The sequence below is a fragment of the Salinirubellus salinus genome (assembly GCF_025231485.1).
Classification (GTDB): Archaea; Halobacteriota; Halobacteria; order Halobacteriales; family Haloarculaceae; genus Salinirubellus; species Salinirubellus salinus.
On sequence record NZ_CP104003.1, the window covers coordinates 59,759 to 75,450 of the forward strand.

At 70.0% G+C, this 15,692-nt stretch carries 12 protein-coding genes and 1 tRNA gene; 8 read left to right on the plus strand and 5 right to left on the minus strand.

What is annotated here, in order from left to right; genetic code table 11:
- Positions 1–36: 36 nt before the first annotated feature.
- A complete protein-coding gene (locus N0B31_RS00355) occupies positions 37–825 on the minus strand; it encodes a helix-turn-helix transcriptional regulator (protein WP_260593737.1) in 789 nt (262 codons plus the stop codon).
- A 65-nt stretch (positions 826–890) separates the two neighbouring features.
- Entirely contained in the window at positions 891–2,690 is a 1,800-nt protein-coding gene (locus tag N0B31_RS00360) for a M3 family oligoendopeptidase (RefSeq protein WP_260593702.1), read from the minus strand.
- Between the two features lie 240 nt (positions 2,691–2,930).
- Between N0B31_RS00360 and N0B31_RS00365 the strand changes: the two genes are divergently transcribed.
- From N0B31_RS00365 to N0B31_RS00375, 3 genes are all read left to right on the plus strand, one after another.
- Positions 2,931–3,167 carry a DUF8142 family protein gene (locus N0B31_RS00365; RefSeq protein WP_260593703.1) on the plus strand — a complete coding sequence of 79 codons (237 nt, stop codon included), beginning with the start codon at positions 2,931–2,933 and terminating at the stop codon, positions 3,165–3,167.
- Between the two features lie 270 nt (positions 3,168–3,437).
- On the plus strand, positions 3,438–4,517 hold the full coding sequence (locus tag N0B31_RS00370; protein ID WP_260593738.1) for an aminopeptidase: 1,080 nt from the start codon (positions 3,438–3,440) through the stop codon (positions 4,515–4,517).
- Between the two features lie 19 nt (positions 4,518–4,536).
- Positions 4,537–5,016 (plus strand): hypothetical protein, encoded by a 480-nt coding sequence (locus N0B31_RS00375; protein ID WP_260593739.1) that lies wholly within the window; start codon positions 4,537–4,539, stop codon positions 5,014–5,016.
- Here the strand turns inward: N0B31_RS00375 and N0B31_RS00380 are convergent.
- Positions 5,005–5,089 (minus strand) — tRNA-Ser (locus tag N0B31_RS00380). The genes N0B31_RS00375 and N0B31_RS00380 overlap by 12 nt on opposite strands.
- 84 nt (positions 5,090–5,173) lie before the next feature.
- On the opposite strand from N0B31_RS00380, the gene N0B31_RS00385 reads away from it, so the two are divergent.
- The 5 genes from N0B31_RS00385 (at position 5,174) to N0B31_RS00405 (ending at position 14,010) form a co-directional block, all read left to right on the plus strand.
- On the plus strand, positions 5,174–6,121 hold the full coding sequence (locus tag N0B31_RS00385; protein ID WP_260593740.1) for an AAA family ATPase: 948 nt from the start codon (positions 5,174–5,176) through the stop codon (positions 6,119–6,121).
- Between the two features lie 135 nt (positions 6,122–6,256).
- On the plus strand, positions 6,257–10,810 hold the full coding sequence (gltB, locus tag N0B31_RS00390) for a glutamate synthase large subunit (protein WP_260593741.1): 4,554 nt from the start codon (positions 6,257–6,259) through the stop codon (positions 10,808–10,810).
- Between the two features lie 165 nt (positions 10,811–10,975).
- The gene (locus N0B31_RS00395; RefSeq protein ID WP_260593742.1) at positions 10,976–12,181 is read left to right on the plus strand and encodes an SPFH domain-containing protein; all 1,206 of its coding nucleotides are present in this window, start codon (positions 10,976–10,978) and stop codon (positions 12,179–12,181) included.
- Between the two features lie 97 nt (positions 12,182–12,278).
- On the plus strand, positions 12,279–12,911 hold the full coding sequence (locus tag N0B31_RS00400; RefSeq protein WP_260593743.1) for a winged helix-turn-helix transcriptional regulator: 633 nt from the start codon (positions 12,279–12,281) through the stop codon (positions 12,909–12,911).
- 43 nt (positions 12,912–12,954) lie between these two features.
- Complete coding sequence (locus tag N0B31_RS00405; RefSeq protein WP_260593744.1) at positions 12,955–14,010, plus strand: NAD-dependent epimerase/dehydratase family protein; 1,056 nt, start codon at positions 12,955–12,957, stop codon at positions 14,008–14,010.
- On the opposite strand, the gene N0B31_RS00410 is transcribed toward N0B31_RS00405, so the two are convergent.
- Both N0B31_RS00410 and N0B31_RS00415 read right to left on the minus strand, forming a co-directional pair.
- Complete coding sequence (locus tag N0B31_RS00410) at positions 14,007–14,249, minus strand: DUF7123 family protein (protein WP_260593745.1); 243 nt, start codon at positions 14,247–14,249, stop codon at positions 14,007–14,009. The genes N0B31_RS00405 and N0B31_RS00410 overlap by 4 nt on opposite strands.
- A gap of 330 nt (positions 14,250–14,579) precedes the next feature.
- Complete coding sequence (locus N0B31_RS00415; RefSeq protein WP_260593746.1) at positions 14,580–15,641, minus strand: NAD(P)-dependent glycerol-1-phosphate dehydrogenase; 1,062 nt, start codon at positions 15,639–15,641, stop codon at positions 14,580–14,582.
- Between the last annotated feature and the right edge of the window lie 51 nt (positions 15,642–15,692).

A 15,692-nucleotide genomic window follows, 5' to 3' on the forward strand; every position in this document is an offset into this window, starting at 1 on the left:
AACGTTCCACGACGTGAGCACCTGCCACGCCGCGACTCACCCGGTGAACGCCGTGGCCGTCACCGGTTCGGCCCCCTCGACGTACTCGCGGAGGGTCGTCGCCACCCACTCCCGGACGGTCGGGTCTGTGCTCTCGACGAGACCACGGGGGACGCCGCTCTCGTCGAGCGGGGCGACGAGCGCCACCTCGTCGACGAGACCGAGCATCACTGGCACCGTCCCGTCGTACCGGTAGACGTCGACGCAGCCCGACGCCAGCAGGTCCGCGGCGAGCTGGCGTAGCTCCGGGTCCGACCGGGCCCGCTCCAGCGCGGCGGCAGAGAGGACCGCCACCTGTCGCTGGCCACGCCCGGTCGAGCGCCGGTGCTGGCGTTCGAGCGACTCGTGGAACACGGACCCGGCGAGGACCCACGAGGAGTCCGCGCCGTCCAGCAGTCGCTCGACGCGCCCGACGTGGGCGAGCACGTCCGTGTCCGTCGGGAGCGTCACCGTCGCGTCGGCGAGCAGCCGCAGGTCGAACGGGAACGCGGGGAGCCACTCGGCCAGCGACTGCAGTCGCTGCATCGTCTCGACCGTCTCCAGCAGGTCGGCGAACTCGACGGCGAGGACGACCCCGAGCGGCGTCAGCTCGTAGACTCGACCACGCTTCCTGGCCCAGCGTCGCTCGACCAGGTCGTCGAGCGTCCGCGTGAGCGTCGCCTGCGCGATGCCGGTCCGGTCCCGCAGATCGCCCCGGGTCGTGGCACCCCGGTGGAGTGTCTCCAGTACGTGTACCCTGTGTGCCGAGCGAGCGAGGAACTCGACGTCGTCGAGTGGGGTGGTCATGCCGACTCGACAGGCCACCGGCGGGCAAAAGCGCGCGTTCGCCGGGTGCTCGGTGGCCCTCCGTCTCAGTCGACGTACCGGTCGAACACCGTGGCCGCCCGCTCGTAGGTCGACGGCTCGCGCGGGTCGGCCCCCAACCGCGAGAGCATCGTCACCGAGTCCTCCGTGGCGCCGGTCCGGAGGAAGGTCCGGTAGTCGGCCGGTGTGAGGTCGCCCGCGCGCAGTCCGTCGAAGACGGCGGTCGAACCGGCGGCGCCGAGGACGTACTGGTAGTGGTGGTAGGGCTCGCGGCGGTAGCTCCCGGCCAGCCAGCGGCGGTCCGTTTCCGGCGGCTCGACGGCCGGCTGGAACTCCGCGACGAGGTCGGTGTGCCACCCGGCGAGGCGCTCGCGGCCGAGGTCGCCACCGTCCTCGACGTGGCGGTGGGCCCGGTGGCCGAGGGTGGCGTTCCGGGCCGTGCGGAAGAGGTTGCCGCCGAGGAACTCCAGCAGGCGGTCGCGGGCGAACGGGGCGAGGTCGGGCCGCTCGTCGAACAGGTGGTCGGCCAGCAGGAGTTCGTGGAGGAGGCTCGGCACCTCCTCGACGGGCCGGGGCATCGTCGCGTCCAGCGGGTCGCGGGCCTCCCGGAGGTGTTCGGCGGCCACGGCGTGGCCGAGTTCGTGCGCGAGGATGGAGGCGGCCTTCACCGTCCCGTCGTAGGTGACGAACAGGTACGGGCCGGGGTCGTACCCCCACGGGCCGAACCCCAGCAGGTCCTCGCGGTCGGCGTGGGGCAGCGCGTCGACGCGGCGCTCCGCCAGCAGTCCCGCGAGCGTCTCGCGGTACGCCTCGCCGAGCGGTGCCACGGCGTCGAGGAGGAGGTTGGTGGCCTCGTCGACGGACACCTCGGGGTCCGCGTCCGCCACGTCGTCCCGATGTGTGGCCAGCGGTACCCGGAGGTCCCACGGCCGTAACTGGTCGACGCCGAGCGTCTCGCGTCGGCGCTCGTGGGCGCGGTGCCACGGGTCGAGGGCCTCGTGGACGGTCCCGGTCAGCGTGTCGTGGACCGACTCGGGAAGGGCGAGTCGCCGACCGGTCGAGGGGTAGGTCTCCTTCCGCAGCGCCATCTCCCGCACGGAGTCGTAGTCCCGGGCGTCGGCGCGGGCGACGTGCGAGGCGACCACGTCGGCGATGGCCCGCGTGGCAGTGCCCTCGACACGCCCGAGGCGCTCGTAGTAGGCCTCGAACGCACGACGACGGAACTCGCGGTCGGGGTGTCGGAGTGCGGTCTGGAGACGGAGCCACGTCACCTCGACGGCGTCGCCGCCGCCCGGTCCCGCGACGGTTGGCGCGTCGAAGTCCTCGTTCGTGACGGTCCAGTAGGTCCGCTTCGGCGAGTCGAGTGCGTCCGAGACGGCCGCGAGGACCCGTTCGCCCTCCGGGCCGAGGGTGTGCTCGCGCTCGCGGAGGACGTCTTCGAGCAACCCGGCGAAGCGGTCGCCGACGCCGTCGCGGTGGCGCTCGACGGCGTCGGGGTGGGCCGCGAGGTGGCGGAACAGCGCCCGTCTGGCCTCCTCGAGTGCGGCGCTCGTCTTGCGGGCGCGGGTCGCCCGCTCGGTCCGGGTTTCGTCGCTGGTGTCGGTCTTCTCGCGGAGGCTGGCGTAGAGCGAGACCCGCTGGTCGAGACAGACGGCCCGCTCGTAGGTGTCGAGGGCGTCTTGCAGCGCCGTCGCGGAGTCGGTCGCGCTCTCGGCGCGGGTGTGGAGGTCGTTGATGCGGTCGGTCAGGTCGGCGTGGGCGGCCTCCCAGGCGTCGGCGTCGGCGAAGACGCGAGAGAGGTCCCAGCGGTGCCGTTCTGGGACGGCGGAGCGTGGTCGTGATGACATCTGTCGAAGGGTGTGGCGCGTGTGTCGGACACGCGAGCCGTGGCCACAGAGCGATACCGGCGTCAGAGACGAGTCGTGCTGGGCATCCTTCGACCTCTACCGACCAGAGCCGGCCACCCCACAAGAGCGTTTGGCCGGTGCGAGAGGGAGTCACGTCGTCGCGCAACGACGCGCTCGGTGCCGTCGGCGGTGGGTGACCCGAGACGCGATGTTTTTGTCGGCCGCGCCCCGAGGGTGGGTATGGAGGAGTTCCGGCTGAGCCGCAAACAGGCGTTCCTGGCGATGCTCCCGTTCCTCGGGCTCGGCATCGCCGACGTCGTACTGCTGTTGCTCTGGGGGCTGGACCCGCTCTGGGGGTTCATGATACTCCCGCCCATCCTCGCGGTGAGCGTGCTGGCGTGGGTGGCGTTCCGGGGTGGGCTCGCCCGCGACCGGACCGGCGAACCGGACCAGACCGGGTTCGACCGCGGCTACTGAGCGTCTGACGCTCGTCTGCTGGGTGCTGAAGTGGCCGGCGCGACGAGCCTCGTCCGTGCCCGTCGAACCAGTGATGTGTCCGACCTGTGGGTGGACCGGCACCGAGAGTGACCTCGACGACGACGCCTGTCCGGCCTGTCGCACCGTGGTCGGTGCGACGGTCTGAACTCCACTTCTTCGCCCCGCAGCGCGGTCCCGACGCACGACCAGTTTCACTTCCACCACGGTCGGCCGGCGGACGTTGATACGCCGTCCGCCGGCCCTCCAGTCGTGGACGAACGCGTCAGCAGACACGCCGAGGTACTGGTCGAGCACTGCACCGGGGTCGAGCGCGGCGACGAGGTGCTGATCCGCGCGCCCTCGGTCGCCGAGGACCTCGTGGTCGCGCTCTACGAACGCGTCGGCGAGCGGGGTGCGAACGCGACGACGTGGCTCCGGAGCCCTCGCGCCGGCCGAGCGAGAGCGCGGGCGATGGACGCCGACGACTTCTCGACGAGCGAGCACCGCCTCGCCGCGATGGAGGCCACGGACGTCGTGATACTCGTGCAGGGCGCCCGGAACCGCGCCGCTCAGTGCGACGTCGACCCGGCCAAGGGGTCACCGGCGAGCCGCGCACGCCAGCCCGTCCTCGAAGCCCGACTGGACACCCGGTGGGTCATCACCCAGCATCCGACGGCGGCGGACGCGCAGGCGGCCGAGCGGAGCACCGAGGCGTGGCGCGACACCGTCTACGACGCGGTCGACCGCGACTGGGCAGCGCTGCGCGAGCGCCAGCAGCGCATCGCCGACCGACTCGACGCGACCGACGAGGTCCGGGTCAGCGCGGACGGGGTCGACCTCACCCTCGACGTCTCGGGGATGGACGCGGCCGACGACCACGCCACCCACAACCTCCCCGGCGGCGAGGTGTTCACCGTCCCACGACTCGACGGCGTGGACGGCGAGGCCACCTTCGACGTGCCGGTGCGCCGTCACGGCCGTGAGGTCCGGAACGCTCGCCTCGTCTTCGAGGACGGCCGCGTGGTAGCGCACGACGCCGAGACCGGTCGTGCGGTGCTGGACGAACTGCTGGCGACCGACGAGGGCGCGAGCCGGGTCGGCGAACTCGGCTTCGGGACCAACCGCGGCATCACCGAGGCGACGGGCCGGACGCTGTTCGACGAGAAGATGGGTGACACGGTCCACGTGGCGCTGGGCGACGCGCTTCCGGAGTGCGTGCCGGAGGGGGTGGACACGAACGAGAGTGCGGTGCACGTGGACCTGATCACCGACGTGGGGTCGGGCGAGGTCCGGTTCGACGGCGAGGTGGTGCAGGCGGGTGGCGCGTGGTGGTTCGAGCGCGAGGCGTGAGCGTAGCGAACGCCTCGAGGTGGCGATCGACACGCGAGCCGTTCGTCCTCGGCGTCGCCGATCCGGGCCCGCCGCTCCACGTGAAGACCGACTTCTTCGAGCGGCGCCGCCTGCCGCCATCGACCGGCGGGCGGGGAAGGCACCCACCCGACTGCAGACCGTCGCCGACCGCGACGACGCCGTCTCGCTCGTCCAGGCCGGCGTCCCGACCCGCGAGGTCCTCGTCCCGTCGCTGACCGTCGACGGCACCGGCTACCAACCACACGAGGCCGACTCCCCCGCGACGTACCCGGTCCCGCTCTGCTCGTGGGGCGACCCGGACCCCCGCGAGGCGGCGTTCGTGGCACTGGTGCGGAGCGAGCACGGGCAGTCCAGGTACGTCGAGAACGACCGGGACCTGCTCGTGGTGGGGGAAGTGAACGGGAGACGCGCCGGGGCTCGCGCCCTCGCTACGCTCGGCACGCTCACGAGTCGAGAACGACAGAAGCGCCGAGGGTGAGATTTGAACTCACGTGTCCGTGAGGACAGCAGATTTCGAATCTGCCGCCTTGGCCGGGCTAGGCTACCTCGGCTCGTCACACACTGGGACGCTTTCGAGTTTAGTGATTTCGGTCTCGCCCCGACACGCCTAACACCCACGCGGTCGCCCACCACCCATGGACGTACCCGACGCCGCCGACGCCTGCACCGCGGTCCTCGACGCGGTGAGCGAGGCGGTCATCGCGGACCGGCAGTTCCTCGAAACCGTCCTCACCGGCGTGGTCTCGAAGGGCCACGTCCTGCTGGAGGACGTCCCCGGCACCGGCAAGACCCTCACCGCCCGCTCCGTCGCCACCGCGCTCGGCCTCTCGTTCTCCCGCGTCCAGTTCACGCCCGACCTGCTCCCGACGGACGTGACGGGGTCGAACGTCTACAACGAGCGCGACCGGACCTTCGAGTTCCGGGAGGGCCCCATCTTCGCGAACGTCGTCCTCGCCGACGAGATCAACCGGGCGCCGCCGAAGACGCAGTCGGCACTCCTCGAAGCGATGGAGGAGGAACAGGTGACCGTCGACGGCGAGACGCACGCTCTCCCGGACCCGTTCTTCGTCATCGCGACGCAGAACCCGGTGGAGCAGGAGGGGACCTTCCCGTTGCCGGAGGCGCAGGTCGACCGCTTCGCCGTCAAGACGGCCGTCGGCTACCCCGACGAGGAGGGGGAGGTCGAACTCCTCCGGCGGCGGGCGGGTCGCTCGACCCGGTCGCCGGACGTGGAGTCCGTGCTGTCCCCCGAGGAGGTGGCGGCACTCCGCGAGACGCCCGAGTCCGTCCGGGTCGACGAGGACCTGCTGCAGTACATGGCTCGGGTCGCACGGGCGACCCGGACCGACCGCCGGGTCGAGGTCGGCGTCTCGCCGCGCGGCACGCAGCGCCTGTTCGAAGCGGCCCGTGCCCACGCCGTCCTCGCCGGTCGGGAATACGTCACGCCGGACGACGTCAAGCGGATGGGGCTGCCCGTCCTCGCCCATCGGCTCGTCCTCACCCCGGACGCGAAGGTGGAGGACGTGGACAAGCGGGACGTCGTCGAGGCCATCCTCGGACAGGTCCCGGTCCCGACCGTCTGACCGAAAGCCGGTGTCGTCCGGTGATTCTTGTCACCGGACTGGGGTTCCAGTGGCATTAAATGACCTTAGTTGTGGTTAATCTACCATTAGTCCTTGAGGGGAACCCTCTTATTGGTCTCTCCGACACTCACGCGTATGAAGGAACGAAAGGACACGTTCGCGAGTGGCGCCGGGCTCGCGGACCCTGAGGACTACCGGGGCTCCTGCGGTGTCGGTGTGGTCTTCGACCTAGACGGCGGTGCCGGGCACGACGTGGTAGCGGACGGCCTCGAACTGCTCGAGAACCTCGAACACCGCGGCACGACGGGGGCCGAGGAGAACACCGGGGACGGCGCGGGCATCATGCTCCAGATTCCCCACGCGTTCTTCGAGGTCGAGGTGGAGGCCGACCTCCCACCGGCCCGAGAGTACGCCGTCGGGTCGCTCTTCCTCCCGAAGGACGAGGACGCCTCGGCACACCTCGTCGACCTGTTCGAGTCGGAACTGGCCGAGCGTGGCCTTGAGGTGCTCGAGTGGCGCGACGTGCCCACCGACGCCGCGGGCGCCGACCTCGGTGACACCGCACGGGAGTCCGAACCCCGCGTCGCGCAGGCGTTCGTCGTCCCCGAGGGGACACTCGACGCGAAGGCGTTCGACCGAGCGCTCTACGTGGCCCGTCGCGCCGTCGAGAACCGCATCGAGCGCGACCGACCCGACGGCGCCGAGCGGTTCTACGTCTGCTCGCTCGACCGCAAGACGGTCGTCTACAAGGGGCTCCTGAAGGCCGACCAGCTCACCGCGTACTTCCCCGAACTCGCGGACGAGCGCTTCGGGTCGAACTTCGCGATGGTCCACGCACGCTTCTCGACCAACACGCTCGGCGCGTGGCACCTCGCACACCCCTACCGCCGCATCATCCACAACGGCGAGTTCAACACCATCCAGGGGAACATCAACTGGATGCGGGCGCGAGAGACGGACATCGCGCACCCCGACTTCGGCGACGAGATCGAGGAGATAAAGCCCATCATCGACGACCCGGAGCAGTCGGACACCGCGAGCGTCGACAACGCGCTCGAACTGCTGATGGCCGGCGGCCGTGACCTGCCCCACGCGCTCCGGATGCTCATCCCCGAGGCGTGGCGCAAGGACGCCAACCACGTCTCCGAGGAGCGACAGGAGTGGTACGACTACCACGCCTCGCTCGTCGAACCGTGGGACGGCCCGGCGCTCGTCGCCGCCACCGACGGGGACCGCATCGGGGCGGTGCTCGACCGTAACGGCCTCCGACCCTGCCGCTACGACCTCCTGAAGGACAACACGCTCGTGATGGCCAGCGAGGCCGGCGCGCTGGACCACGACCCCGCGGACCTCGTCGAGCGGGGCCGGCTCCAGCCCGGTCAGCTCTTCCTCGCGGACCCGGAGGAGGGCCGCATCGTCCCGGACGACGAGGTGTTCGACGACCTCGTCGACGAGAAGTACGGCGAGTGGGTGGCCGACCAGCAGGTCGACCTCCGCGACCTCGACGACGGCACCGACCGCGACCCGCGCGACGCGGTGTCGAGCCTGCGTGCCCACCAGGCCGCCTACGGCTACACCTACGACGAACTCGACCACCTGCTGGAGCCGATGATGGTCGACGGGAAGGACCCCGTCGGCTCGATGGGCGACGACACGCCGCTGTCGGTCCTCTCGCAGTTCAACCGCCCGCTGTTCTCCTACTTCAAGCAGCTGTTCGCGCAGGTGACGAACCCGCCGCTCGACTACATCCGTGAGGAGTGTGTCACCTCGATGGAGACGCGGCTGGGCCACCAGCGGAACCTGCTGGACGAGACGCCGGAGCACGCCCGACAGCTCGTCTGTGACTCGCCTATCCTGACGGACGCCGAGACGGCCGCCATCAAGGACCTCGACGAAGCGGGCCTCTCGACGGCGACGCTCGACATCACCTACGACCCCGAGGAGACGGCCTCGCTGGAGGTGGCGGTCCGCGAACTCCGGATGGCCGCCACGAGCGCCGCGAAGGAGAACGAGATCCTCGTCCTCTCGGACCGGAACACCGGTCCGGACCGGGCCGCCATCCCGTCGCTCCTGGCGACCGGCGCGGTCCACCACCACCTCGTCCGCAACGGCCTGCGCAACCACGTCGGGCTCGTGCTCGAGTCGGGCGACCCGCGGGCGGTCCACCACTTCGCCACGCTGGTCGGCTACGGTGCCGGCGCGGTGAACCCATACCTCGCCTACCAGTCCATCGCTGACCTCGTGGCCGGCGAGGACGGCGCGGACCTCGGCGCGGCTGTCGACGCCTACGTCGGCGCCGTCGAGGACGGCCTGCTGAAGACGATGGCGAAGATGGGTATCTCGACCGTCGAGTCCTACCGCGGTGCCCAGATCTTCGAGGCGGTCGGGCTCTCCTCGGACTTCGTCGCCGAGTACTTCGAGGGCACGACCGCCCGCACGGAGGGCATCGACATCGACGACGTGGAGGAGGACCTGCTGAACCGCCACGAGGTGGCGTTCGGCGACGACGCCGACCTCGAACGGCAGGGCGAGTACGAGCACCGCTCGTCGGGGATGTTCCACGAGTGGAACCCGCAGTCCGTCGGCGCGCTCCAGCAGGCCGTCCGCACCGGCGACTACGAGCGCTACGGCGAGTTCGCGGAGATGATGAACGAGCAGACGGAGAACCTCCAGACGCTCCGTGGGCTGCTCGAGTTCGACTCCGACCGCGACCCGGTGGACATCGACGAGGTGGAGTCCATCGAGTCCATCGTGACGCGGTTCTCCACCGCGGCGATGAGTCTGGGGAGCCTCTCGCCCGAGGCCCACGAGAACAACTCCATCGCCATGAACCGCATCGGCGGCAAGTCGAACACCGGCGAGGGTGGCGAACCGCCGGAGCGGTTCGGCACCGAGAAAGAGTGCAACGTCAAGCAGGTCGCTTCCGGCCGGTTCGGCGTCACGTCGAACTACCTGACGAACGCCGACGAACTGCAGATCAAGATGGCGCAGGGCAGCAAGCCCGGCGAGGGTGGCCACCTGCCCGGGAAGAAGGTGAACGAGATGATCGCCTACGTCCGGCGCTCGACGCCCGGCGTGGGTCTCATCTCGCCGCCGCCGCTGCACGACATCTACTCCATCGAGGACCTGAAACAGCTCATCCACGACCTGAAGGCGGCGAACCCGGAGGCCGACATCAACGTCAAACTCGTGAGCGAGGCCGGTATCGGCACCATCGCCGCGGGTGTGGCGAAGGCCAACGCCGACGTGGTCCACATCTCGGGGCACTCCGGCGGGACCGGTGCGTCGCCCAAGACCAGCATCAAGAACGCGGGGCTGCCGTGGGAGCTCGGCCTCGCCGAGGCGAACCAGATGCTGTGTGCGACGGACCTCCGGTCGCGCATCAAGGTGACCGTCGACGGCGGGATGAAGACGGGCCGAGACGTGGCCATCGGCGCCCTGCTCGGGGCCGAGGAGTACGTCTTCGGCACGGCGGCGCTCGTCACCTCCGGCTGCGTGATGGCGCGCCAGTGCCACCAGAACACCTGTCCGGTCGGCGTCGCCACGCAGCGCGAGAACCTCCGCGAGCGGTTCCCCGGTGAACCGGAGCACGTCATCAACTACATGACGTTCATCGCGCAGGAGCTCCGCGAGATCATGGCGGAACTCGGTTTCACCACCGTCGAGGAGATGGTGGGGCAGGTGGACGTCCTGCGACAGCGGACGAACGTGAGCCAGCCGAAGGCGGCGAAGCTCGACCTGTCCTCGGTACTCGCGCCGCTCGCGGGCGAGGCCCGGACGAAGACGGACCCGCAGACCCACGAGGTGGACGAACAGCTCGACTGGGAGATACTCGAGCGGGCGGAGGGGGCCGTCGAGCGCAACGAGCCGACCCACCTCGACGTGGAGATCGGGAACGAGCACCGCGCCGTCGGGGCGACGCTCTCACACGAGATCTCGAAGGTCCACGGCGAGGCCGGCCTCGCGCCCGACACGCTCAGCATCGACTTCACGGGCGTCTCGGGCCAGTCGTTCGGTGCGTTCCTCGCTCGCGGCGTGACGATGCGGCTCGTCGGCTCCGGCAACGACTACGTCGGCAAGGGGCTCTCGGGTGGGAAACTCATCCTCGAGACGCCCGACAGCTCGACGCTCGAACCGGAGAAGAACATCGTCGCCGGCAACGTCTCGCTCTACGGTGCGACGGAGGGCGAAGCGTACATCAACGGGATGGCCGGCGAGCGCTTCGCCGTCCGCAACAGCGGCGTGAAGGCCGTCGTCGAGTCCGTCGGGGACCACGGGTGTGAGTACATGACCGGCGGCTGTGTCGCGGTGCTGGGCGAGACGGGCAAGAACTTCGCGGCCGGGATGTCCGGCGGCGTCGCCTACGTCCTCGACCGCGAGGAGGAGTTCGTCTCGAAGGTGAACCACGAGATGGTCTCCACCTCGAGGGAACTCTCCGAGAAGGACCGGCGGATGCTCCGCCGGCTGGTGGAGAACCACGTCGCCTACACCGACTCCGACCGTGGACGGTACATCCTCGACCACTGGGAGGAGGAGGTAGAGCGGTTCGTGAAGGTGATGCCCGACGCCTACGCGGGCGTCATCGAGGAGCGTCCCGAGGCGGACGTGCGCGACGACCTGCCGACGCCAGCGTACGCCGACACCGCCGCCGACGCGGAGGGGCGTGGCGTCGTGTCGAGCGACGACTGACGTTCTCGTCGTCGTGGCAGCCGGCGAGGGCTGAGGTTCCCGTCGTCGTGGCAGCCGGCGAGGGCTGAGGTTCTCGCCACCCTCTCGTTCTCGGCGGCGGGTACGTCGCCCGTTTCGACCCCTTCCTAGGCCAACACTTATCCCCGGTATCACCCAAGAACAGGTATGCTAATCCCGTTGCAGGGAGCCGCGTTCGCCCTCCCCATCGTGGCACTGGTGATACTGGCCATCGCCATCGTGGCGGTGTACCAGTCGGTCGAGATCGTCAACGCGTACGAGAAGCGCGCACTGACGGTGTTCGGCGAGTACCGCCGACTGCTGGAGCCGGGTATCAGTTTCATCCCGCCGTTCGTCTCCCGCACCTACGCGTTCGACATGCGGACCCAGACGCTCGACGTCCCCCGCCAGGAGGCCATCACGCGGGACAACTCGCCCGTCACCGCCGACGCCGTCGTCTACATCAAGGTGATGGACGCGAAGAAGGCGTTCCTCGAGGTCGACGACTACAAGCGTGCGGTCTCGAACCTCGCACAGACCACGCTCCGTGCCGTGCTGGGCGACATGGAACTCGACGACACGCTGAACAAGCGTGGCGAGATCAACGCCCGCATCCGGCGCGAGCTCGACGAACCCACCGACGAGTGGGGAGTCCGCGTCGAGAGTGTCGAGGTCCGCGAGGTCAACCCCTCGCAGGACGTCCAGCAGGCGATGGAGCAGCAGACCTCCGCCGAGCGCCGTCGCCGTGCCATGATCCTCGAGGCGCAGGGTGAGCGCCGCTCGGCCATCGAGACGGCCGAGGGTGACAAGCAGTCGAACATCATCCGCGCACAGGGTGAGAAGCAGAGTCAGATCCTCGAGGCGCAGGGTGACGCCATCTCGACCGTGCTCCGCGCGAAGTCCGCGGAGGCGATGGGCGAGCGTGCCATCATCGACAAGGGGATGGAGACGCTCGCGGACATCGGACAGTCCGAGTCGACGACGTTCGTCCTGCCGCAGGAGCTCACGTCGCTCGTCGGGCGCTACGGCAAGCACCTGACTGGGAGCGACGTCTCCACGGCCCAGGAGATGCTCGAGAGCGCCGACTTCGACGAGGAGACGCGCGAACTCATCGGCCTGGACGACATCGAGGAGATCCTCGGTCAGATCGACGAGGAGGCCGAGATCGACACGGAGGCGATGGAGAAGGAGGCGGAAGCCATCAAGTCGGGCGCGGACCCGACGAACATCAAGTCCGCCGACGAGGTCATCCAGGAGATGGACGAGGAGATCCCCGAGGCCGACATCCCGGAGGCGGACGGCGACGGCACGGTGAGCGAACCGGACGACGACGGGGCCGGAGCGGAGACGGAGAAGGAACCCGAGCCGGAGTGAGCGTCTCGGTCCGTCCCGCCGGCGGCCCGGTGGGGGTGTCGTTTCCCACGGCTACCCGGACGAAGGTGTTTTACTCCGGAGTCCCGTTCTCCAACTGATGAGCGAGGAGTCCGGGGTGGACGAGTCCAAGCGGGCCACCCTCCGTCGGTTCGCCGCCTTAGGCGCCGCGACGCCGCTCACTCGGCTCTCCGGTGACGGCGACCGGGCGAGCGCGAGCGCCGACTCGGACTCCGACGTGCCCGACGCCGTGCTGGGCTACCTCGCGGCGACGCCGGGTGCACACTTCTCGAAGCTCCGCGACGACCTCAAGCTCGGCACCGGCGAGACGCAGTACCACCTCCGGCGCCTCGAGGAGCGCGGAGCCGTCGAGGTGGCCCGCGACGGCGACTACAAGCGGTTCTTCCTCGCCGGCCGCTTCTCCGAGTTCGAGAAGCGCGCGCTCGGCTACCTGCGGCGCGACACCGCCCGTGGGATGCTGGTGGCGCTCCTGCAGGACCCCGACGTGACGGGCGCGGCGCTGGCCGAGCGCCTCGGCGTCTCGCGGCCCACGGTCTCGAAGTACGCCGCCGAGCTGGAGTCGGCCGGCCTGCTCTCGCGCGACGGGGGATACGCCGTCGAGCGCCCGGAGACGCTGTTGATGCTGGTGGTCCGGTTCGCCGACTCGTTCGACACGGCGGCGGTCGAACTGGCGTCCGTGGCTGACTCGCTGGTACGGTACGGCCACGAGTAACTCTCGGCAGAAAGGTTATTCCCGCCGATAGCCTCCCTGTGGTATGGAATCGTTCGTGACCGGCGGGACCGGGTTCATCGGGAACACGCTCACCCGCCGACTGGTCGACGCGGGCGACGACGTGACCGTCCTCGTCCGCTCGCGCGGGAAGGCCAATCGGGTACTGGGTGACCTCGACGTCCGCGTCGTCGTGGGCGACGTGACCGACGTGGCCGGGTTCGCCGGCGAACTCGACGGCGTCGACCGGGTGTTCCACACCGCGGCGTACTTCCGCGAGTACTACGGGCCGGGCGAGCACTGGGACCGCCTCCGGGCGGTGAACGTCGACGGGACCCGGGACATGCTGGCGGCGGCGGACGCGGCGGGTGTCGACGCCTTCGTCCACGTCAGCTCCAGCGGCACCATCGGGCGCGAGCCCGACCGGTCACCGGGCGACGAGTCGACGCCGCCGGCTCCCGTCTCGTGGGAGAACGCCTACTTCCGGAGCAAACTGCTGGCCGACGCGACGATCGAGGGGTACCTCGCCGGGAGCGACGGCCGGATGCGCGTCGTGACGGTGTGCCCGAGCATCGTCGTCGGGCCGGGCGATCACTCCGGGACGCCCGGTACCGAACTCGTCCGCGAGGCGCTCACCGGCGACCTGCCGGCGACGTTCGACGGCGGGAGCGACTTCGTCGACGTGCGCGACGTGGTCGACGGGATGGTCCGTGCGGCCGAACAGGGCGCCGCGGGCGACCGGTACGTCCTGAGCGCCGAGTACGTCGCCCTCCCCGAGTTCGCCGAGCGTGTGGCCGCGCTCGGGGGTCGTGAACCCCCGCGACTCCTCCCCTACCCGGCCATCTACCTCGCCGCGATAGCGGCGGAGAAGTGGGCCGAGGTGACCGGGTCGGAGACGCTACTCACCCGTCCCGGCGTCGGGTTCCTCCGAGCGCGACTGGCCGTCGACGCGACGAGGGCCCGCGAGGAACTGGGCGTCGAGTTCAGGCCGCTCTCGGAGACGCTCCGGGACACCGCCGAGTGGCTGGTGGCGGAGGGCTACGCGCCCGGCGTCGACCTCGCGCCGGCGGAGACCGGGACCAGGATCTCGATCCGTCCCTAGACCGTGACCTTCCAGGTCGTGCCGGAGGAGTAGCCCCACTTCTCCACCTCAACGTCGAAGTTCCCCTCACAGATGGCGGTCATGTTGGACCCCACCTCCTTCGCCGAGAGCCCGAGCGCCTCGCCGATGAGCCGGGACTTGAAGTACGTCTTCGTGACGCCCTTCTCGCGCAGGTAGTTCAGGATGCGCTCTTGCTTGTCGGTGAGGTCGGTGGTCGGTGCCGCCGTGGTCGCGCTCATGGATGCAGGGAGGACCTATCCGACAAAAGGGGGTTTGGTACGGTGGGCTAACGCCGCGCTGTCTTGCGATTTTCTCTCTCGAACGAGGGTCGCAGGTGCCGCGCTCGGGGGTGGGGTGGCCGGATTGGTACAGCGGGGTAACGGCGAGCATCGAGAGCGATGAGGCGGTGCGGTGGCGGTGTGGTGGCGGTGCGGTCGCGGTCACAGCAGCGTACCGCGGCGAAGCCGCGGTTTCACCCGCCACGAGGCCCGGAGGGCCGAGTGGCGCCTTTTTCACCCATGTTTTTACTCGAGCGGTTCGCCGGAGGCGAACCCGAGAGTAAAAGATGGTCAGCCGATGATACCGGTCACCGTCGCCGCCTCCATCGCCGCCTCCCGACTCAAGCCGTCGCCGAGGATCGTGTAGCGGTCACGGATGGTGTGGGCGGTCGTCGCCGCCTCCACGATGTCCTCGGGGTCGTGGCCCAGTTCCGCGGCCGTCGTCGGCGCGCCGAGGCTCTGCAGGGCGTCGCGGACCTGCTTCCACTCGCCGTCCGCGCCGGAGTGGAGGTACTCGGTCAGCACCGAGGCGACCCCGACCTGGTGGCCGTGGAGGGCGGTGCCGGGGGCGATACGGTCGAGCTGGTGGGAGATGAGGTGCTCGGCGCCGCTGGCGGGCCGCGAGGAGCCGGCGATGGACATCGCGACGCCAGAGGAGACGAGCGCCTTCACGACGATCCACGCCGACTCCTCGAGCCCCCGCTTGATCGAGCCGGCGCTCCCGACGAGCATCTCGGCGGTCATCTGGCTGAGCGCACCGGCGTACTCGCTGTACTCGACGTTCTTCAGGCGGTGGGCGAGTTGCCAGTCCTTCACCGCGGTGTAGTTGGAGATGATGTCCGCACAGCCAGCCGTGGTGAGTCGCCACGGGGCCTCCGCGAGCACCTCCGTGTCGGCGACGACGGCGACCGGCGGGTCGGCGGCGACGGAGTGTCGGGTGTCCTTCTCGGGGACCGACCCGCGCCCGGAGACGATGCCGTCGTGACTGGCGGCGGTCGGGACCGAGACGAGCGCCTGCCCGAGTTCGTCGGCGGCCATCTTCGCGAGGTCGATGGGTTTGCCGCCACCGACGCCGACGAGGAAGCCGGCGTCCTCCTCGCGTGCCCGGTCGATGACGCGCTGGACCTCTGCGAACGACGCCTCCTCCACCACGACCATCGCGGGGTCGAACCCCGCCTCGGCGAACAGGTCGGCCACCCGGTCGGCCGCGATGGCCTTCGGCGTCGGCGAGGTGACGACCAGCGGCCGGCCGTCGAGGTAGAGTCCCTCGACGGCCGCGACCGTCTCGTCGAGGACGCCGTGGCCCACGACCACGTTCCGCGGCAGCCGTATCCACGAGGACTTCTCGAACATACCCGGCAGTCGTGCAGGCGGGGCAAAAGGGTTGCCGGGCGCCGACGACCG